An 18,471-nucleotide genomic window follows, 5' to 3' on the forward strand; every position below is an offset into this window, starting at 1 on the left:
CCTCGCGCGCGGCGGGCCGTGAACCGGCCCTCCGCGGCTGCTTCCGTGCCGAGAGCGCACGGTCGGGCTGGTGCAAAGGGCCTCCCGGGCGGACGGCTCCCTGCCGCCCGCTGAGATCCGACGCCCGTGGTTCGGGTGTCGACCTGCTTGGTCTATGCCCTCGAACACGCGCCGCCATGCAAATGCGGCCAACAGCGCGCTGGTGAACTCCTTGTTACGCGCCCGGGAATCCGGGTGAACGACAACGCCCCGTCACCGGGCGGCGACGGGGCGGGGCGGGGCGGGTCAGCCGCCGTAGCGGCGGTGACGTGCGGCGTAGTCGCGCAGGGCGCGCAGGAAGTCGACCTTCCGGAACGCCGGCCAGAAGACGTCGCAGAAGTAGTACTCCGAGTGAGCGGTCTGCCAGAGCATGAATCCGGACAACCGCTGCTCGCCGCTGGTGCGGATCACCAGGTCCGGATCGGGCTGGTCGCCGGTGTAGAGGTGACGGCCGATCATGTCGATGTCGACGGACTCGGCGAGCTCCTCCATCGACACGCCCTTGTCGCGCGCGTCGTGCAGCATGGAGCGCACGGCGTCGGCGATCTCCTGCCGGCCGCCGTAGCCGATGGCCACGTTGACGAGTATCCCGTCGATGTGGGCGGTGGCCTCCTCGGCCTCCTTCAGCGCCGTCTGCATCTGCGCGGGCAGCAGGTCCATCGTGCCGACGTGGTGCACGCGCCAGCGGCCGTCGGCGGCGAGGGTGCGGACGACGTCCTCGATGATGCCGAGCAGGGGGACGAGTTCCTCCTGCGGCCGGTCGAAGTTGTCGGTGGACAGCAGCCACAGGGTGACGACCTCGACGTCGGTCTCGGTGCACCAGCCGAGGAACTCCTCGATCTTCTCGGCACCGGCGCGGTGCCCGTGGACGGTGCTGGAGCCGGACGCCTTCGCCCAGCGGCGGTTGCCGTCCATGATGACGCCGATGTGCTTGGGCACCTGAGCGTGGTCCAGGTGGCCTTCCACCCGGCGTGCGTAGAGCCTGACGAGCAGGCCGCGCAGCTTGTCGCGCAGGTTCACGTGACCCTCCGGGGGTTGGGCGCGGGGGTGGGCGCGGGGTACGGGGTGCCGGAGCCGTTGAGCCTACCGCTGATCGGGGGTTGGTCATGGCCTGCCCCTCAGGGGGACGGCGTGCGGGTGCCGGGAGGTTCCCGGAACGGGTTCCCCGGGGGAACGAAAAACGGGCCGGTCCGTGGGGGGGAGACGGACCGGCCCGAGGGGGGGTTTCCACCATAACCCTTCGTAAGGGTTGGTGGGTGCATCGGCGTGCCACAACTACTCTCCGGAATCGTCCGGCGACGCCCCGCTGGCCGCGGAACGGGAGATTCAGGGGCGTTTTATGGCCGGTTCACAGCGGAATCACAGGCAAATCCGCTCGGAAACGAATGAATTCGCAGGGATTAGGCCACCTTGGGGGAACATCGGCGAGTTGCCCGGGGTCCCCCCGACGGGCTACGGCGTCAGCGAACGGTGGACTTGACGATTCCGCTCTGCCGCCGGATGAAGATCGTCCGGCCCCATGGCACCGCGCAGCCCCCTCCACTGCGCGGTACCGGCCGCGCAGCTTTGCTCACGCGAATAACCTTGGTCTGAACTTACGTGACCCGTGAGGCTCATGTGAAACCGGGGCCGATAACAATGTGGAAACCCCGAGATAACTCCCGTCAAACTTCCGTCAGACGCCCGCCCAGCCGGCCGTCAGCGTTCCGGCTTGCGTACGTCGAAGAGCTGCCGGGCGCTGTGCGCGACGAACGGCCCCTCCTTCTCGATCCGCTCGTGCAGCGCCCGGAGTTGCGGCTCGTACGCCTCGACCGTGAAGCCCGGGACCATCCAGACCACCTTGCGCAGGAAATGGACCACCGCGGCGATGTCGTGGAACTCCATCCGCAGCCGCTCCGTCCGCAGCCCGGCCACCTCCAGGCCCGCCGCCTCGGCGTCGGCCCGCTCCCGCTCGGGGTCGCGGCCACGGCGCACCTCCTCCGGCTGCGGCCCGAGGAAGTGCTCGACCAGCTCGAAGACGCTGCTCGGACCCACGTGCTGGGCGAAGTACGTCCCACCGGGCCGCAGCACCCGGGCGATCTCGTCCCAGCGCGGGCGCACCGGATGCCTGCTGAGCACCAGGTCGAACGCCTCCTCCGCGAACGGCAGCGGCGCGTCGTCCGGGGCGGCGACCACCACGACCCCGCGGGGCCGCAGCAGCGCCGTGGCCCTGGCCGCGTTGGGCGGCCATCCCTCGGTCGCCGCGACCAGCACCGGCCGGGCCGGCTCCGCCCGGCCCAGCGCGAAGTCCAGCACCTCCCCGCCGCCGGTCTGGATGTCCAGCACGGCCTCGGCCCCGGCCAGCCGCTCCCCCGCCGACCGCGCATACCCCCACGACGGCCGCGCCTCGGTGGCCCGCCCCTCGAACCACGAGAAGTCCCACCCCTCGGTCGGCACGGCGACCCCCTCGGCCACGAGCTCTTCGAAAGAACGGTGCGCGGTCATACGGAGATGATCGCAGCGGAGGCCCGCCGTTTCCTGCCGATTTCCGCGGGTGGCGGGCTGCCGGCCGGGGTGGGCGCCCTCGCGGCGCCCCCAGCACGCGGCGCTCGCGGGGCCGGTTGATCTCGGTGTGCGGGAACGGTGGCCTCCCGGTTGTGGTTGCGGTCGCGCTCCGCGGCGACGACGCCGATGGGCCTGCTGCCGGGCCCGTCGACGGCGTCCGTCACCGCCCGTCTCCCTCCGGCTCCTCAGGGGCGCCCCCGGCAGGCGCCTTCAGGACCAGCAGGACATGCTCGTCCGTGCCGTGGCGGACCGTGCCGGAGGGCTCGAAGCCGTGTCTCTCCAGCAGTCGTACGGAGGCGGTGTTGCCGGTGAAGGGGTCGGCGTACAGGGGACGGACCGGGTCCAGCTCCAGGAACAGGCCGAGCGCGCGGGTGCCGATGCCCCGGCCCCAGTACGGCCGCCCGAGCCAGTAGCCGACGAACCGCCGCCCGTCCTGCGTCCAGGACACGACGCTCCCGGCGGCCTCCCCGCCCACGGTGACCGTCCGCACCAGGCAGTCGGGGTCGCCGAGCACCCGCTTCCGCCAGTGCGGGAAGAAGCGGTCGCGTGGCCGGGGCGTGAACCTCGACCGCCGGACGGCCTCGGGGTCGTGCTCGTAGGCGAAGAACGCCTCCAGGTCGTCGTCGGTGACGGCCCGCAGGGACACGGCCTCGCGCACGTCGGCGTCGCTCTCCTCAGTCATACCGGGAGTGTGACACCCGCCACTGACAACGCCGCTGACCAGCAACAACAGCCAGCCCCGCCCTCGTCAGGGCACCAGCGGCCGGACCTCCTCCGCGGCGAAGCGCACGAACCCCTCCGGGTCGGGCTCGTCCGCCGTCGGCTGCAGCACGACGGTGTCCGCGCCGGCCTCGGCCAGCCGCCGTACCGCCTCGGCCACCGCAACCGCGTCCCCGGCGACACCCACGTCCGCCGACTCCAGCCCCTCGGCGGCGAGTTCGGCGCGCAGCCGGTCCCCGGCACCGGCCCCGGTGGCGGCCAGGAGATAGACGACGATCCGGTGCGAGCCGCCGCGGCCGGCCGCCTTCCGCCCCTCCGCCACCAGCTCCCGGGCCCGCCGTACACCGTCCGCCGAGGTGGCGGCGGTGAGCAGGGTGCCGTCGGCCTTCTCGCCGGAGAGCCGGAGCGTACGGGGTCCGGTGCCGCCCGCGAGGATGTCGACCGGGCGCTGCGGGGGCCAGTCGAGGGCTACGTCGTCCAACCGGACGTACCGACCGCGCACGCTGAGCCGCTCCCCGCGCAGCAGGGCCCGCAGGGCGTCGAGATGCTCACCGAGGAGGCCGAGCGGGGAGGCGGCCCGGGCGCCGACCTGGCCCATCCAGTCCTGCACCCCATGCCCCACGGTCAGGATGGCCCGCCCGGGGAACATCCGCTCCAGCGAGGCGGCCTCCATGGCGGTGACGGCGACGTTCCTCAGCGGCACGGGCAGCAGCCCGATCCCGACCCGTACCCGCTCCGTCCAGGCGAGCGCGGCGGCGGCCGTGGACACCCCGCCCTCCAGGAAGCAGTCCTCCCACAGCCACAGCTCCTCGAGCCCCGTGGCATCCGCGAGGCGCGCGACGTCCCGCAGCCGCTCGGGAGGAAGCTGGGGACGGAATACGACACCGAGTCCTGTCATAGCGCTCTTCCTAGTGGGGAGGACAGGGAAGGGCAACGCATTTACTGGGGCGGCGAGTTGACTGCCCGGGGGAAGCGGAGGGCAGGACATGGGGCGCTGGCGGGACGGCCGGGGTCGGCTGATCGTGCGGACGGACTCCGGGGCGGCGGCACCCGTCCCCCTGGAGATCGCAGCGTCCTACCGGGCCCGGACCAAGGGCCTCCTGGGCCGGGACTCGGTCGACGGGGCACTGCTGCTGTCACCGGCGAGCGGGGTGCACACCTTCGGCATGCGCATCCCGATCGACGTCGCCTACCTGGACCGCCACCTGACCGTCATCACCGTCCGCACCATGCCCCCGGGCCGCCTGGGCCTGCCACGCCTGCGGGCACGGCACGTACTGGAGGCGGAGGCGGGGGCGATGGCGGGGTGGGGGCTGGACGCGGGCGTTCGGATCACCGTCGAGGCGGAATGAAGGTGCCCCTCAAGGGCCGAGACGCTGCTGCGGCCCGGGAGCGGTCACTGCTGGGTGCGTGGGAACGACACCTCCACGCGTCGGTTCTTCCGCCGGCCCTCCTCTGTGGCGTTGTCGGCGATGGGGTACTGCTCGCCGTAGCCGCGGACGTCGAAGGTGATCGTCGGGCTGTTCAGGTCCTGGTCCAGTACGGCCTGTACGGCGTTGGCGCGCTGCTTGGAGAGGGTGTCGCCGTGGGCGGAGGAGCCGAGGTTGTCGGTGAAGCCGAAGACGCGGATCCGGGTGGCGTTCTGCTTCCTGATCTCCTCGGCGATACCGGCGATGCGGGCCTTGGCCTCCGGGCTGATCCTCGCGCTGTCCTTGCCGAACAGCACCTCTGCCTGGAGCGCGAACGTCACGTCCGCGTTGGTGTCCTCACGTCGCTCGTCCCCGCTCTGGTCCTCCACGACCGACTTGATGTCCAACACCTTGGCCTCGGCCAGCGTGGCCCCCTCAGGAAGCTTCAGGTCCGGATCCGTGGGGTCGACCTTCACCGGGGCGGCGGCGGAGGGTTCGGTGCCGGGGGGTTCACTGGGGCCGGTGTCGTCGGCCACGGCGGTGGTGGCGGGCAGATGCGCGACGAGCAGCAGGACGGCGGAGGTGAGGAGGAGACGGGGTGTGGTGGTCACTGGGGCCTCACCCGGAGATCTGGATGGTGGCGCTGGCGAAGGTGGGCAACTGGAAGCTGACTTCCGTCGTGCCGGCCGGCGGCGCCGGGAACTGCATGAAAACGGGGACTGTGTCCCCCGCCCTCACGGACTGGACGCCGATCGTGGTCAACGGCCGTCCGTCAGTGTCCCGCAGCACGTAATAGCGCTTCTTCGCCTTCGAATCCACAAGCGTGGCTCCGCCGAAGGACTGCCCGTTCTTCATGATCTCTGTCTCGTTGCCGGTCAGCTGCGACGAGAGCACGGCGTCCTTGCCGCCGTCATTCTTCAGCTGCGCGTTGATGGTGACGAATCCGCCCGAGTCCCGCTGCGCAGACATGATCTTCAGCGTCAGACCGTCCGGGCCGCGCAGTTCAGCCAGCGGTTGTGCAGACTGTCCCTCCTGCGGGCTCGCTTGGGAACCTCCCCTCTTGGAGGCGGATGCGGAAGCGTCCGGCTTCTTGTCGTCAGTGCCTCCACCGCCACAACCGGCTACACCGACGGCCACGCCGACAGCAATGGTCATGGCAACCATTCCCCTGCGAGCCTTCGCAGTGAACCGCATGCTCATCGCGCTGCTTCCCTTTTCCATCGTCGTCCGCTTTTCAGTCGGCGGCCAGGTGAACATCGAAGAGGTCCTCGGGCGCGGGCATAGTCGCTTCGTCATCCGGGTCCAGCTTCCAGGGCTGGCCATCACACGTGAGTTGGGGCAGTTGCTCGTCCCCACCGTCATCAGGAGGGAACGTGCAGCGCGGTTCGATGACGGCCGTGGCAGAAGCCTTGGAGTGGATATCCTCCGTCCCCGGCACGACGGAGTCTCCGACCGACTTGTTGGTTTCGACATCGACCGTGTACCGCAGAAGCTGCCGATTGCAGCCAGTCAGTGTGGCGTCGTTCTGAGCTGCGAGTTGCTCCGCACGCCCGCATGGGTTGTCGACCGGCACCTTGCCGTCGAAGATGTCCTGCCACTTGGCCGGGTCGAGCATGTCGGCGGTCCATGCGGCCGCGAGTTGGTCACGCCCGTTCTGGGCTGCGGCCAGCACCGCTGCGTCAGCCGCCGTCTGGGCGCCACCGCGGTTCACGGCGGCCTGGCCCACCGCGAGATAGGCGAACGCAAGAAAGAGCAGGCCCGCCACCACCGTGATGTAGATGGGGAAGGCCTGCCCAGAGTCGCCGTGTGTGCGCCGGAAGATCAGGTGATTTCCGTGATCTTGGACTTGATCTTGTCGAGGATGGTCTTGCCGATGTCCGTCCCCGTGATCGCGAGAACGATCGCGACCACCACCGCGATGATGCCCAGGTACTCGACCGCGGTCTGCCCCCGGTCGCCGCCACGACGACGCATCGCCTCGACCGTCGTGTTCTTCCAACCGTGCAGGCGAACCTTGGTCGCCACAGCCGTCTTCAGCAAAAGATCGCTCACGGTGCTCCCCTCCGGGCTTGCTTCCGACCGAGGCACCGTAGGGCGCTCCCACAGGCCGAACCGAGGGCCCAAGGACCCAACCCCAGGCCCATTTCCTCCCGGTGTTCCTCCCCCGCCGCCGCATTTCAAGCCACCCCCAGCCACTTCGCCGTCGCCTGGGACCTCGTGGTGCTGTGGAGCTTGGCGAAGATGCGGTTGATGTGGTTCTTGACCGTCTTCTCGCTGATGAAGCAGGCGGCGGCGATCTGCTGGTTGGTCATGCCGGACGCGATGAGGTCCATGATCTCCGCCTCCCTCGTGCTCAGCCGGAACCGCGACCGGAATGACTGTCCCACAGATGGTTGCAGTTGCGAAAGGGTGGAGGGGGGTGATTCCGCCGAGATTGCGGGATGTTGAGACGGTGGATGTGCAGATGCATCCCGTCGGAGGTCCTCCAGCAACGCCCTCGCCGCCCCCGGTGTCACATGAGGTCTCCCCTCCCGGACATCCCGCACCGCCCGCACCAACTGCTCCGTCGTGAACTCGCCGTGCACCAGATATCCCCCCGCCCCCAGCCGCAGCGCCTCCCGCACGGTCTCCGTCTCATGGCTGTAGGTGAGCATCATGACGGGGGCCAGCCCCACCAGGTGGGGCAACGCCGAGATTCCGTCGACTCCGGGCATGCGGACGTCGAGGAGGATGACATCGGGCCGGTGCCGGACCGCCGCCTCGTACGCCTCCCGGCCGTCCCGCGCCTCCGCCACCACCGTGGTGTCCGGGCGCCCCGACAGCAGGGCCGTCAGGCCGGCGCGTACCACGGGATTGTCGTCGGCGACCAGCAGCCGCAACGGTGGGGCAGCCGGCGCCGGTGGGAACTCCGGCCGGAGGTCGCTGTGGGACGGCTCTGGTGGCCGTGAGGGCCGCATGGTGCCTCCTCTCAGGGGGTTCGGGGTGGCGGGGTGGTCGACGGGGGGCGGGTCGGCAGCGGGATGTCCAGGCGTACCTCCGTACCGTGCTCGTGCGTGCCCCTTCCGATACGGATCCGGGCCCCCGCCTGCGCGGCCCGTTCGACCATGCCGAGCAGGCCGAAGTGGCCGGATCCGCGGAGTTTTTCCAGGGTGGTGCCGGGCGGGAGGCCGATGCCGTCGTCGTGGATCGTCAGGCGGAGCAGGTGGCCGTCGACCGCCGCCCGTACGTCCACCCGGGTCGCGGACGCGTGGCGGTGGGCGTTCTCCAGTGCTTCCGTGGCGATGGCGAGGACGTGACGGGCCAAGGGGGGTGGGAGGGGCGGGTCGCCGTCCGGCCCTGTCCTCCCGGTGTGCCTCCACTCCCAGCGGCACGTGACCTCGAGGCCGGTTCGCCTGGTGAAGTCCTCCGCTTCGAGCGACAGTTGTCGCCAGAGTGGGGAGGGGTGGTCCGGCGTGTCCGGTGCCTCCCGTCGTAGGTCCGTCAGCAGTTCCCTCGACTCCGCCGCCGCCCTGCGGGCCGAGCGGGACACCAGTTCCGCCTGTTGTCTGATGCGGGCCGGGTCGGGGGTCTCGGTCGAGGCCGTGGTGGCCAGGCCGTCCGCGGCCAGGGCGACGCCGTAGAGGGTCTTGGCCACGGAGTCGTGCATCTCGCGGGCCAGGCGGGCGCGTTCCGCGCTCACCGCCTCCGCCGCCGCGAGGCGGGCCTGGACCGTCGTCAGGGCCTGGGTCGCCGCGCCGAAGCGGAGCATCAGGTTGCGCAGGGTCGAACCCATGGCGCCGGCGATGACGCACAGGCCGGGCAGGAGGAGGGCCTCGGCCACGGGCGCGTGCCGGTCGGCCTTCAGGGTGGCGTGGACCAGGAGCAGGATCAAGGACTGGAGGGAGGCGAAGCAGGCGGCGCCGCGCCAGCTGTAGACGAGGCCGGCCAGGAGGGGGGTGCAGACGCTGACGTAGGCGAGGGTGGTGTCCGGGCCCGCCGAGATGAGGAGGAAGGAGCCGAAGACGGTGTCCGCGGCCAGGAGGCTGGGGTGGCGCAGGAGGAGGGGGCCGAAGCGTTCCCAGTCGCGGAAGAGGACGTAGGACACCATGAAGGTGACGACCACGGCCGCGCCGACCAGGCGGACGCCCAGGCCGGGGGCCGCGTTGAGCAGGGCCGCCGGGGCCGACACCACGATCATCGCCAGGCGGAAGCCGAAGACCTGGCGGCACATCGCCTGGAGCGCGCGGATCTGGAGCTTCTCGGACGGCTCGGCCGGGAGTACGGCGGCCAGGTCCAGCGAGGTCTCCGGCCCGGCAGTGCCGGCCCCCGACTGCGCACCCTCCGCCGCAGAGGTCCAGGCCCGCGACTCCCCGCCCTCCGCCGCAGAGGTCCAGGCCCGCGACTCCGCGCCCTCCGCCGCAGAAGGCCCGGGCCCTTCGCCCGCGCCCTCCGCCGCCGAAGCCCCAGCCCCAGCCCCAGCCCCGGCCCCAGCCGCCTCGCCCCCTCCCGGCCTCCCCCGCAGCCACGCCCCGAGGCGCACCCCTCCCCTCCGCGTCCCGCGCCCCGTCAGCCCCATCGCCGTCACCCCGGTCCTCACTCCCCGGTGAGGGAGCCGAAGTTCACGCCGGAGCCGAGCAGCAGGCCCGCGCCCAGCAGGAGCATCGTCGCCGGGACCATGAACGTGGTGATCATCAGCGTGGCCTTGGGCACCGCCCGCGCGGCCTTGCGGCGGGCGTTCTGGGCGTCGGTGCGGCGCATGTCCTTGGCCAGGGAGACCAGCGTGTCGACGATCGGCGCGCCCAGTTCCTCGCCCTGCTGCAGTGCCGTCACGAACATCGCCACCTGCTCCGAGTCGTTCCGCCTCCTCAGCTCCGCGAAGGCCTGGCGGCGGCTCATGCCGAGGTCCATCTGGCGCAGGGTGATGCGGAGTTCGTCGGCCCACGGGCCCTCGTAGCGGGAGGCGACCCGGTCCAGGGCCTGGCGGAAGCCGAGGCCCGCGCTGACCACGACCGCGAGGACGTCCAGGAAGTCGGGCAGAGTGCGTTCGATGACGTCCTTGCGGACCCGGATCGCCGACCAGAGGCCGACCTCCGTCCAGAACGCGCCGAACAGGAGCAGGAGTACGGCCACGAACCACTGGCCGCGCAGGAGGAAGACCAGGAAGCCCACGGCCCCCAGTGCGCCGTAGACCGCGCGGCGGGCCGCGTAGCGGTCGATGGTCAGGCCGCCGGGGTTGCCCGCGAGGTCGATCTTGCGGCGGTACCTGGCCACCAGGCGCGGGCCCATCAGGCGCAGCACGGCCGGGGCGTAGCGCATGCCGAGGCGGTCGATGACCGAGCCGACCGCGCCGGTGCGGGTGGCGCCGACCTCGAGGGCGACGGCGAGGTCACCGGGGAGCTTCGCCTCCGCGCGGTACATGCGGAGGCCGGCGAAGACGCCCCAGACGCCCACGCCCATCAGCAGGGCGAGCAGGAATGCCACCGGGTCACCTCCCTCACACGTCGATCCGGCTCAGGCGCCGGATGAGGACGAAGCCGACGGCGTACATGGCGAACGCGATGATCACGCAGGCCTGTCCGGCCGGGGAGCCGGTCATGCGGTCCAGCGCGCCGTCCTTGACGCCGTTCATCAGGAACAACGCGCCGACACCGAGGACGGGTACGGCGTACGACGTCATGGTCACCTGGGAGAGCTGGGTGCGGATCTCGCGCCGGGTCTCCTTGCGTTCCTCCAGGGTCTCGGTCAGGTTGCGCAGCGCGGAGACCACCTGGCCGCCGGCCCGGTTCGACAGGACCAGCGTCGTCACGAGGACGACCAGTTCGCGGGAGGGGAGGCGGTCGGCCAGCTCGCCGAGCGCGTCCTCCAGGGAGTGGCCGACGGACAGCTGGTCGGCGACCTTGGCGAGTTCCTCGCCGGCCGGGGCCTCCAGTTCCTCGGCGGCCATGCCGATCGCGGTGCGCAGGGCGAGGCCGGCCTGGGTGGCGTTGGCCAGGATGCGGGCCAGTTCGGGGAGCTGGTTGATGAAGCGTTCGATGCGCTTCTGACGCTGCCAGTTGAGGAACTGGACCGCCGCCCCGACGCCGAGGAGTCCGGCGAGCGGGCCGAAGAAGGGGGCGAGGGTGGCCTGGCCGATCAGCCAGAGGGCGGCCACGGTCGCGAGCATGGCGGCGAAGAACTCCCCCGGTGTGACGTCCAGGCCGGTCGCCGCCAGGCGCCGCTCCAGCCAGCGGCCGAGGCGGGTGCGGCGCAGCCGACGGTCCAGGTCGCGGAAGGGGCGGGTGCGGCCGGTCGCGGGCGGTGGGCCGGTGTGCGCGAGGCGGTCCACGAGGGCGGCGCGCCGGGCCCGGCCGGAGGCGTAGGCGTGCACGCCGGCCACCGCCAGGACGCAGGTCAGCAGCGTCACTCCGGTGGTGAGCTGGACGAGGGTGTGGAGTTCCATGGTCGGGGGTCCTACCTGGCTTCTCGGGTGGCTAGCTGGTCGGCGGAGCGGGCTACGCCGAAGGCCTGCGGGACGGGCTGGCTCGCCATGTAGAGGCGGTCGGCGGTACGGCGGGGCAGCGGGAAGTACCGGAAGGTGCCGGGGACGCGGCCGTCCGGGGTCATGGGCTGCGCCTCGAAGCGGGCCACGGTCGCCAGCCGGTACGGCTCCCCGCCGTGGCTGTCGAGCAGGGCGATCTCGGTGATGCGGCGGGCGCCGTCGGCGAACCGGGTGAGCTGGACGATGACGTCGACCGCGCTGTTGATCTGGTCGTGCAGGGCGACGAAGGGGACCTCGACGTCGGACATGGAGGCCAGGGTCTGCAACCTGGTCAGCGCGTCCTCGGCGCTGTTGGCGTGCACGGTGGCCAGGGAGCCGTCGTGGCCCGTGGACATCGCCTGGAGCATGTCGAGGGACTCGCCGCCGCGGACCTCGCCGACCACGATCCGGTCGGGGCGCATCCGCAGGGAGTTGCGGACCAGGTCGCGGATGGTGACCTGGCCCTTGCCCTCCACGTTCGGCGGGCGTGACTCCAGGCGGACCACATGGGTCTGCTGGAGCTGGAGTTCGGCGGAGTCCTCGATGGTGATGATGCGCTCGTGCGGCGGGATCAGCCCGGACAGGGCGTTCAGCAGGGTCGTCTTGCCGGTGCCGGTGGCGCCGGAGACGATGATGTTGAACTTGGCCTGCACCAGGCCCGCCAGCAGGTACACCATGTGCTCGTCGAGCGAGCCGAAGCCGATCAGCTCCTGGAGGGTGAAGGAGCGCGGGAAGCGGCGGATGGTGAGGATCGGGCCGGTCAGGGACAGCGGCGGGATGATGACGTTGACGCGTTCGCCGGAGGGCAGGCGGGCGTCCACCATCGGGTTGGACTCGTCCACGCGGCGGTTGACCGTCGACACGATCCGTTCGATGGTCTGCATCAGCTGGTCGGCGGAGACGAAGCGCAGCGGCAGCTGCTCCACCCGGCCGCCGCGTTCCACGAAGATCGCGTCGGGGCCGTTGACCATGATCTCGGTGATGGACGCGTCCTCCAGCAGCGGCTCCAGGATGCCGAGGCCGAGTGCCTCGTCCACCACCCGGCGGATCAGCTGGGAGCGCTCGACCGTGGACAGGACCGGGCCCTCGCGGCTGATGATGTGCCCGAGCACCCGCTCCAGCCGGGCCCGGCGCTCGGCGGCGGCCAGCGCGCTCATCTCCGCGAGGTCGATCTCCTCCAGCAGCTTGGCCCGGTAGGAGGCGACCAGGTGCCCGTCCTCGCCCCGGCTGCCGTGCTCCTCCGGGGTGCTGATGCGTGCCCGCAGACTCATGGGGTCGCTTCTCCTCGGTCAGTGGTCGAGCGGCATGGTGGCGGACTTGGTGGCGGAGCCGAGGTCCCAGACGATGGTGGGGATGTGGACGGTCGCGGTGACGGTGACCGAGTCACTCCCCGGGGCGGCCGCGCAGGACACCGTCAGACCGCCGCTCACGGCGTCGGCGCACGCCTGGCCCGGGGACTGCCCCAGCGACGCCGCCCGCGCCCCCGCCCGGGCCGCCGTACCGGCCTGTTCGGCGGCGTAGGCGACGGCGCCGAGCTGGAAGCCGGCCAGGCCGACGATGAGCAGGACGGGGATGAACCCCAGGTACTCGATGGCGACTTGGCCCCGGTCGCGTCCCGGGCGGCGGTACGGCATCTCAGTGCTTCGCCTCCTCGACGGCTCCGGCGTGGCCGTGCACGGTGACGGGGAAGTCGATGAGGCCGGGGAAGAGGACGGGGACCTTGATGGCCACGTCGGCCGTCACATAGCCGGTCCCGCCGCAGTGCTCCACGCCGGCGCCCTCCCGCCATGCCCCCGACAGGTGCTTCAGTGCCGCCTGTTCGCACACCCCGAACCGCTCCCCCGGAGGTGCCGCCGTCCCCGCCCGCACACCCTCGTCCGCAGCATTCCCCGCGAGCGTGAAGGCGTACCCCACGAGCACGGCCTGCCACATGAGCACCAGGGTCAGAACGATCAGCGGGGTCATGCCCAGGAACTCGATGCTCACCTGCCCCCGGTCCCCGCCCGGCCTTCTCATCAGGGGCTCACTCCTTCCGCCGCCGCAGACTCACGGAACCCCGCCCGCTCCCGCGATGGGAGGCTCCCTCCGCCGCCTTCACCAGTCCCAGCTCCCCCGCGAGCGCCCACAGCGCCTGCTTCACCGTGCTCTTGGCGTCGAGTTCATGGACCCGCCCGGCGTCCACGACCCCCTGCAGTTCCTTGAAGTTGGCGGGTACGGCCGTACGCGCCAGCGCCGTCCCCGTGATGCGCTGCACGAGCGCGGGCTGGATCTCGGTGCTGCGCGAGAGCCGGTTGACGACTGCCGTGGTCTCCTCGGCCTTGCGGATCTGCAGCCGGTCCCACATCCGTACGGTCCGTTTGGCGGCGCGTACGGCGATGACGTCCGGGGTGGTCACCAGCAGCGCGGTGTCGGCCATCTCGACGGCGGCAGCGCCGGCTGCGCCGAGCTGGGCGCCGCAGTCGATGACGACGACCTCGTAGCGCGAGCGCAGGGCGCTGACGAGCTGGCGGGCGGCGCGGTCGGTGACCTCCTCGCCGCGTTCGCCCTCGCCGGGCGCGAGGAGCAGGGCGAGGCCGGTGTCGTGGCGGAAGACGGCGTCGGCGAGGACGCGGGGCGAGATGTCGGTGATGGCGGCCAGGTCGGCCACCGACCGGCGGAACTGGATGTCCAGGTAGGAGGCGATGTCGCCGGTCTGGAGGTCGAGGTCGACCAGGGCGGTGGCGCGGCCGGAGGCCTGGGCGGCGAGGGCCAGCTGGATCGCGGTCAGCGTGGCGCCCACGCCTCCCTTGGCGCCGCTGACCGTGACGACGGTGCCGCCGGCCCCGGCGAGCAGCTCGGCGCCGTGCCCGAGGTGCCGTCGTACCCCCGTCGACCACTGGGCGACGGCCTGGACGCGGTTGGCGAGTTCCTCGTACGAGAGCGGGAGCGCGACCAGGCCGCGGGCGCCGGAGTCCATGGCGGCGGCGAACAGGCCGGGGCTCGCGTCGGTGGTGACGAGGATGACCCCGACGGCCGGGAAGCGCAGGGCGACCTCGCGGATCAGCTCCAGGGCCGGCACGGGCCCGATCCGCTCGTGGACGACGACGACCTCGGGCAGTTCGTCGACGGACTCGGCGGCGAGCCGGGCGAGGCTGTCGACCAGCTGGGTGGAGTCGGTGACCGGGGGCTGGGGTTCGGCGTCGGGGAGCTGGCTGAGCAGGGTGGTGAGGGAGCGGACGGCGTCCGGGTCCGCGCCGGCCGGGAGGATCCTGGTGGGCATGGCCGCCTCTCACTTGTCCGTCGCGAGTTCGTAGGTGCGGTCCTTGTCGGGGACGCTGGTCTCGCTGCCGGGAGCCACGAGCGCGAGCCGGACGCGCTGGGCGAAGGACTCGGCGTAGGTGATGCGCTGGGCGTCGATGGTGGACAGCGCGAAGGTGATCGGGACGGCCTCGGCGGTCCGCTGGTCCTTCTCCCGGTCCGGGTCGAGGGCGGTGATCTGGCCGACGTCGAGGACCCGGGCGTTGGTCACGATGATCTTCGACTGGTCGGGGTCGCCCTCCTTCTTCCCCTCGAAGGTGGCATAGACGTTGACCCGCGAACCGGGGGTGATCTTCCCGGCCACGCCGGTCGCCGCGTCGATCATGATGGCGACCTCCTGCTGGCCGGGCTGGAGGGCGGGCCGGTCCACGATCATGTCGGTCTGGAGCAGGGAGCCGGGGTGCAGGGTGGTCACGGCGATCTTGCCGCGGATCTGCCGGAGGTCGGTGACGGCGTTGCCGGACAGCCACCGCTCGGGCATCTCGACCTTCTCGAACTGGTCCGTGTCCAGCGCGGTGTACGGCTTCACCTCGGACTTGACCCGGTAGGCGGCGACCTCGGGCCCGACCTTGGAGTTCACGTCGTGGATGACGGAGAGCACGCCGGCGAACGCGCCCAGCGCGCACAGGACCGACAGGATCAGGAGTATCACGCCGCGGCGCTGACGGGAGTTCATGAACCGTGCAACCTCATTGGGGGAATCGGTCGAGCGGGCTGTGAGGGCGGTGGTGTCCGGCCGGGTCAGGCGGGCGTGCGTTGCTCCAGGGCGCGGGGCGGTTCGTGGGCGGGCGGGGTGGCGGAGCAGAAGACGCAGCGGTCGCCGATGACGTCGAGGCCGCACCAGTGACAGCTGGTCTGCCGTACCGAGGTGACCAGTTGGTAGAGGACGGACAGGTCGGCGAGGTAGCCGCAGAACTCGACCATGCGGCCGGTTCCCCACCACACCGGGGACTCGGCGGGCAGCGGGACCTCGCGCACCCCGTGCACGCCCCACTGGCTGCCCAGCCCGCCGGCCCACTCGCTCTGCAACTGCCCCTTGGCGACCAGCATCCAGGTGCTGAACTCGGGCCCCTTGAGGGTGACGCCCGGGCCGACCTTGACCAGCTGGGGCTCGGGGTGGGCGAGCACGGCGAACTGGCTGCCCGGCACCCAGGACCTGGCGTGCGCCTTCAGCCCGACCGGGACCCGGTCCAGCTTGGCGACGGAGCCGAGGACGGCGCCGGCGTGGACGTAGTGGGTGAGCAGCCGTCCGGCGGAGGCGAGCACGCCCGGGCTCAGGTCGCAGGAGGCGAGCTGCCGCAGCTGCCGGGCCAGCACGGCGATACCGAGCGGCGGCAGCGCGGGCCGGAACAGGGCGATCCGGTCGCTCTCCAGCAGCGAGCGCAGGGTGTACAGCCGCCGTACGGCCGGCTCCGGGGTGGCCTGGGAGCAGACGACGACCACATACCCGTACTGCTCGACGAGGGCGTGGACTTCGGTGAGCGCCTGGTCCAGCGGCTTGCGGTCGATCCCGGCGAGCACGACGGCGGGCATGGTCCGCTCGTCCTGCGCCGGCAGCGCCATGTCGGCGCTGGTCACGGCAATGGCAGTTGGCACGCGCAGCTCCCCGCTCTTCACACCCGCCGGCCCACCGGTGTAACTCCAATGCGCCAGGACGACTTCATTGCGTGACTACCTGAGCACTGTATCCACGGCCGTATGGCCGGAGAACAGCGTTTGTGAAGCCGGTGTGGAACTCTCCGCTCGCAAGTCCCGCCAAACCAGGACAGGTTGAGCGCCCGACCTCCAACCTTCTTGGTCTGGACCTCTTGACACCCCAGATTGGTCTGGACCAACTTGGACCCGCACGGCGAAGACTCTCCTCTCCCCTCTCCTCCTCTCCCCATCTCCCGGAGGCTTCAGTGGACCGCCCCCCAGGCATACCCGGACCCCGCAGACGGCGGCTCGCGGCATGGTCCGCCGCCACCGCCCTGGCCCTCTCGGCCGCGGGCCTCGCCACGGCCGCCCCCGCGTCCGCCGCGGACGTCAACAACGTGAAGAACGCGGGCTTCGAGTCCGGCCTGGCCAACTGGACGTGCACGGCCGGCAGCGGTACGACGGTCACGTCCCCGGTGCACGGCGGCACCGCGGCCCTGAAGGCGACCCCGTCCGGCCAGGACAACGCCCGGTGCACCCAGTCGGTGGCGGTCAAGCCCAACTCGACGTACACCTTGAGCGGCTGGGTACAGGGCGGCTACGCGTACCTGGGCGTGACGGGCACCGGAACGACGGACGTCTCGGCATGGACCCCCGACTCGACGCCCTGGAAGCAGCTGTCGACGACGTTCACCACGGGCGCCTCCACGACCTCGGTCACGGTCTACACCCACGGCTGGTACGGCCAGGCCGCCTACTACGCCGACGACCTCTCGGTCTACGGCCCCGACGGCGGCGGAGGCACCGACCCGGCCCCGTCGGTCCCGGCCGCCCCGACCGGCCTCTCCGTGACCGGTACGACGTCCTCCTCGGCCTCCCTGTCCTGGTCGGCGGTATCGGGCGCGACGGGTTACAACGTCTACCGCAACGGCACGAAGGTCACGGCGGTGACGGGCACCTCGGCAACGGTGACCGGCCTCTCCGCCTCCACGTCGTACACCTTCCAGGTGACGGCGACGAACGCGGCGGGCGAGTCGCCGAAGTCGGCGCCGGTGACGGCCACGACGACCTCCGGCTCGGGCGGCGGCGGAGGCGGCGGCTCCCTGCCGAAGCACGCGGTGACCGGCTACTGGCAGAACTTCAACAACGGCGCGACGGTCCAGAAGCTGTCCGACGTCCCCTCCGCCTACGACATCATCGCGGTGGCCTTCGCGGACGCGACGTCGACACCGGGAGCGGTGTCCTTCACCCTGGACTCGGCGGGCCTCGGCGGCTACACGGTCGACCAGTTCAAGGCCGACATCAAGGCCAAGCAGGCGGCCGGCAAGAAGGTCATCATCTCGGTCGGCGGCGAGAAGGGCACGGTGTCGGTGAACGACGCGACCTCGGCCACCAACTTCGCCAACTCCGTCTACTCCCTGATGCAGACGTACGGCTTCGACGGCGTCGACATCGACCTGGAGAACGGCCTGAACCCGACGTACATGACACAGGCCCTGCGCACGCTGTCCTCCAAGGCCGGCTCGTCCCTGATCCTCACGATGGCCCCGCAGACGATCGACATGCAGTCCACGTCGAACGGCTATTTCCAAACCGCGCTGAACGTGAAGGACATCCTCACGGTCGTCAACATGCAGTACTACAACAGCGGCTCCATGCTGGGCTGCGACGGCAAGGTGTACAGCCAGGGCACGGTCGACTTCCTGACCGCCCTCGCCTGCATCCAGCTGGAAGGCGGCCTCTCCCCCTCCCAGGTCGGCCTCGGCCTCCCGGCCTCCACCCGCGCGGCGGGCGGCGGCTACGTCTCCCCCACGGTCGTCAACAACGCCCTGGACTGCCTGACGTCGGCCACGAACTGCGGCACCTTCAAGCCGTCCAAGACCTATCCGGATCTGCGGGGCGCGATGACGTGGTCCACGAACTGGGACGCGGCGTCGGGGAACGCCTGGTCGAACGGGGTGGGGGCGCATGTGCACGCACTGCCGTGACCTGACCTGAAGTGTTGCCGTTCAGCGCCCGGACCGTCGCGGTCCGGGCGCTGTCGTATGCACGGCGGCCGAACTTGAGCGGTCGGCCGCTTATCCCTTTTGCCCCTGGCGGCAGGCCGATGTGATGATCCCGGGCATGGCTGAACACGGGGGCGCTGCCGACTCGACGGGAAAGGTCCGCAGGTCACGGCTGTACGACTACGCGGACGGTGCGGTACCCGACCGGCAGCCGAAGACCACGGAAGATCCCGAGCACAGGCGCCGTGAGTTCGCCGTGCTGTTGGGCGAGTTCCGGCGTACGGCTGTGCTGGTGCCGGTGGACGGGGACGGCGCTCCCCTGGCG

20 protein-coding genes and 1 pseudogene are annotated in these 18,471 nt (G+C 71.3%); 3 read left to right on the forward strand and 18 right to left on the reverse strand.

Annotated elements, in window-relative coordinates:
* Window positions 1-285: 285 nt before the first annotated feature.
* From ACZ4U1_RS28585 to ACZ4U1_RS28600, 4 genes are all read right to left on the reverse strand, one after another.
* Window positions 286-1,059, reverse strand: coding sequence for an isoprenyl transferase (locus ACZ4U1_RS28585; RefSeq protein ID WP_467907017.1), 774 nt, complete (start codon window positions 1,057-1,059; stop codon window positions 286-288).
* A 678-nt stretch (window positions 1,060-1,737) separates the two neighbouring features.
* Complete coding sequence (locus ACZ4U1_RS28590; protein WP_467907018.1) at window positions 1,738-2,523, reverse strand: methyltransferase domain-containing protein; 786 nt, start codon at window positions 2,521-2,523, stop codon at window positions 1,738-1,740.
* 220 nt (window positions 2,524-2,743) lie between these two features.
* Window positions 2,744-3,265, reverse strand: a complete 522-nt coding sequence (locus tag ACZ4U1_RS28595; RefSeq protein ID WP_467907019.1) for a GNAT family N-acetyltransferase — start codon at window positions 3,263-3,265, stop codon at window positions 2,744-2,746.
* A 66-nt stretch (window positions 3,266-3,331) separates the two neighbouring features.
* A complete protein-coding gene (locus ACZ4U1_RS28600) occupies window positions 3,332-4,291 on the reverse strand; it encodes an LLM class flavin-dependent oxidoreductase (protein ID WP_467907020.1) in 960 nt (319 codons plus the stop codon).
* On the opposite strand from ACZ4U1_RS28600, the gene ACZ4U1_RS28605 reads away from it, so the two are divergent.
* The gene (locus ACZ4U1_RS28605; RefSeq protein ID WP_467907021.1) at window positions 4,290-4,655 is read left to right on the forward strand and encodes a DUF192 domain-containing protein; all 366 of its coding nucleotides are present in this window, start codon (window positions 4,290-4,292) and stop codon (window positions 4,653-4,655) included. The genes ACZ4U1_RS28600 and ACZ4U1_RS28605 overlap by 2 nt on opposite strands.
* Window positions 4,656-4,699: 44 nt before the next feature.
* Here ACZ4U1_RS28605 and ACZ4U1_RS28610 read toward each other — a convergent pair whose 3' ends face one another.
* The 14 genes from ACZ4U1_RS28610 to ACZ4U1_RS28675 form a co-directional block, all read right to left on the reverse strand.
* The gene (locus tag ACZ4U1_RS28610; RefSeq protein WP_467907022.1) at window positions 4,700-5,323 is read right to left on the reverse strand and encodes an OmpA family protein; all 624 of its coding nucleotides are present in this window, start codon (window positions 5,321-5,323) and stop codon (window positions 4,700-4,702) included.
* Window positions 5,324-5,330: 7 nt separating this feature from the next.
* Window positions 5,331-5,912 carry a hypothetical protein gene (locus tag ACZ4U1_RS28615; protein ID WP_467907047.1) on the reverse strand — a complete coding sequence of 194 codons (582 nt, stop codon included), beginning with the start codon at window positions 5,910-5,912 and terminating at the stop codon, window positions 5,331-5,333.
* Between the two features lie 34 nt (window positions 5,913-5,946).
* Window positions 5,947-6,537, reverse strand: coding sequence for a pilus assembly protein TadG-related protein (locus tag ACZ4U1_RS28620; protein ID WP_467907048.1), 591 nt, complete (start codon window positions 6,535-6,537; stop codon window positions 5,947-5,949).
* The gene (locus ACZ4U1_RS28625; protein WP_059252357.1) at window positions 6,534-6,764 is read right to left on the reverse strand and encodes a hypothetical protein; all 231 of its coding nucleotides are present in this window, start codon (window positions 6,762-6,764) and stop codon (window positions 6,534-6,536) included. Before ACZ4U1_RS28625 ends, ACZ4U1_RS28620 begins: the two co-directional genes overlap by 4 nt.
* A 125-nt stretch (window positions 6,765-6,889) precedes the next feature.
* Window positions 6,890-7,669 carry a response regulator gene (locus ACZ4U1_RS28630; RefSeq protein WP_467907023.1) on the reverse strand — a complete coding sequence of 260 codons (780 nt, stop codon included), beginning with the start codon at window positions 7,667-7,669 and terminating at the stop codon, window positions 6,890-6,892.
* Between the two features lie 11 nt (window positions 7,670-7,680).
* The gene (locus tag ACZ4U1_RS28635) at window positions 7,681-9,267 is read right to left on the reverse strand and encodes a sensor histidine kinase (RefSeq protein ID WP_467907024.1); all 1,587 of its coding nucleotides are present in this window, start codon (window positions 9,265-9,267) and stop codon (window positions 7,681-7,683) included.
* A gap of 17 nt (window positions 9,268-9,284) precedes the next feature.
* Window positions 9,285-10,172 carry a DUF5936 domain-containing protein gene (locus ACZ4U1_RS28640; protein ID WP_467907025.1) on the reverse strand — a complete coding sequence of 296 codons (888 nt, stop codon included), beginning with the start codon at window positions 10,170-10,172 and terminating at the stop codon, window positions 9,285-9,287.
* A 13-nt stretch (window positions 10,173-10,185) separates the two neighbouring features.
* Window positions 10,186-11,130: a type II secretion system F family protein gene (locus ACZ4U1_RS28645; protein WP_467907026.1), complete on the reverse strand. Its 945-nt coding sequence runs from the start codon at window positions 11,128-11,130 to the stop codon at window positions 10,186-10,188.
* A gap of 11 nt (window positions 11,131-11,141) precedes the next feature.
* Window positions 11,142-12,479, reverse strand: coding sequence for a CpaF family protein (locus ACZ4U1_RS28650; protein WP_467907027.1), 1,338 nt, complete (start codon window positions 12,477-12,479; stop codon window positions 11,142-11,144).
* 18 nt (window positions 12,480-12,497) lie between these two features.
* On the reverse strand, window positions 12,498-12,842 hold the full coding sequence (locus ACZ4U1_RS28655; protein WP_467907028.1) for a TadE/TadG family type IV pilus assembly protein: 345 nt from the start codon (window positions 12,840-12,842) through the stop codon (window positions 12,498-12,500).
* Between the two features lies 1 nt (window position 12,843).
* On the reverse strand, window positions 12,844-13,224 hold the full coding sequence (locus ACZ4U1_RS28660; RefSeq protein ID WP_467907029.1) for a TadE family protein: 381 nt from the start codon (window positions 13,222-13,224) through the stop codon (window positions 12,844-12,846).
* Window positions 13,225-13,231: 7 nt separating this feature from the next.
* Window positions 13,232-14,467 carry an AAA family ATPase gene (locus tag ACZ4U1_RS28665; protein ID WP_467907030.1) on the reverse strand — a complete coding sequence of 412 codons (1,236 nt, stop codon included), beginning with the start codon at window positions 14,465-14,467 and terminating at the stop codon, window positions 13,232-13,234.
* A 9-nt stretch (window positions 14,468-14,476) separates the two neighbouring features.
* The gene (gene cpaB / locus ACZ4U1_RS28670; protein WP_467907031.1) at window positions 14,477-15,181 is read right to left on the reverse strand and encodes a Flp pilus assembly protein CpaB; all 705 of its coding nucleotides are present in this window, start codon (window positions 15,179-15,181) and stop codon (window positions 14,477-14,479) included.
* Window positions 15,182-15,246: 65 nt separating this feature from the next.
* Window positions 15,247-16,083: a hypothetical protein gene (locus tag ACZ4U1_RS28675; protein WP_467907049.1), complete on the reverse strand. Its 837-nt coding sequence runs from the start codon at window positions 16,081-16,083 to the stop codon at window positions 15,247-15,249.
* Between the two features lie 323 nt (window positions 16,084-16,406).
* On the opposite strand from ACZ4U1_RS28675, the gene ACZ4U1_RS28680 reads away from it, so the two are divergent.
* Together ACZ4U1_RS28680 and ACZ4U1_RS28685 are read left to right on the forward strand one after the other, a co-directional pair.
* Entirely contained in the window at window positions 16,407-18,128 is a 1,722-nt protein-coding gene (locus tag ACZ4U1_RS28680; RefSeq protein WP_467907032.1) for a chitinase, read from the forward strand.
* A 136-nt stretch (window positions 18,129-18,264) separates the two neighbouring features.
* Window positions 18,265-18,471: pseudogene (locus ACZ4U1_RS28685) on the forward strand (hypothetical protein); the annotation flags it as partial.

It is taken from the genome of Streptomyces sp. NPDC028928, from assembly GCF_055564915.1.